At 66.3% G+C, this 261-nt stretch carries 1 protein-coding gene; it reads left to right on the top strand.

Going from position 1 to position 261, the window contains the following annotated elements:
• Positions 1 to 261, top strand: a 261-nt coding sequence (locus tag ACLJNW_RS26120; RefSeq protein ID WP_410961493.1) for a DUF692 family multinuclear iron-containing protein, incomplete at both ends; no start/stop codon positions are given.

Genomic DNA, 261 nt, shown 5'->3' with positions numbered 1-261 from the left:
ATGGCGCCCGGCGCGGTGGACTTCCTCGAATGCGCGCCGGACAACTGGATCGGCGTCGGCGGTGCCTTCGGTGCCGACCTGGAGCGCCTGGTGGAGCGCATTCCACTGACCTGTCACGGTCTCTCGCTGTCCCTCGGCGGCTCCACGCCGCTGGATGCCGCCTTTATCGAGCAGACCCGACGCTTCCTCGTCCGCCACCGGGTCGCGTTGTACAGCGAGCACCTCAGCTACTGTTCCGACGATGGCCATCTCTATGATCTG

The organism is Salmonella sp. SAL4457 (genome assembly GCF_046548235.1).
GTDB lineage: Bacteria > Pseudomonadota > Gammaproteobacteria > Enterobacterales > Enterobacteriaceae > Salmonella > Salmonella enterica.
This window is presented reverse-complemented; position numbering and strand designations above follow the sequence as displayed.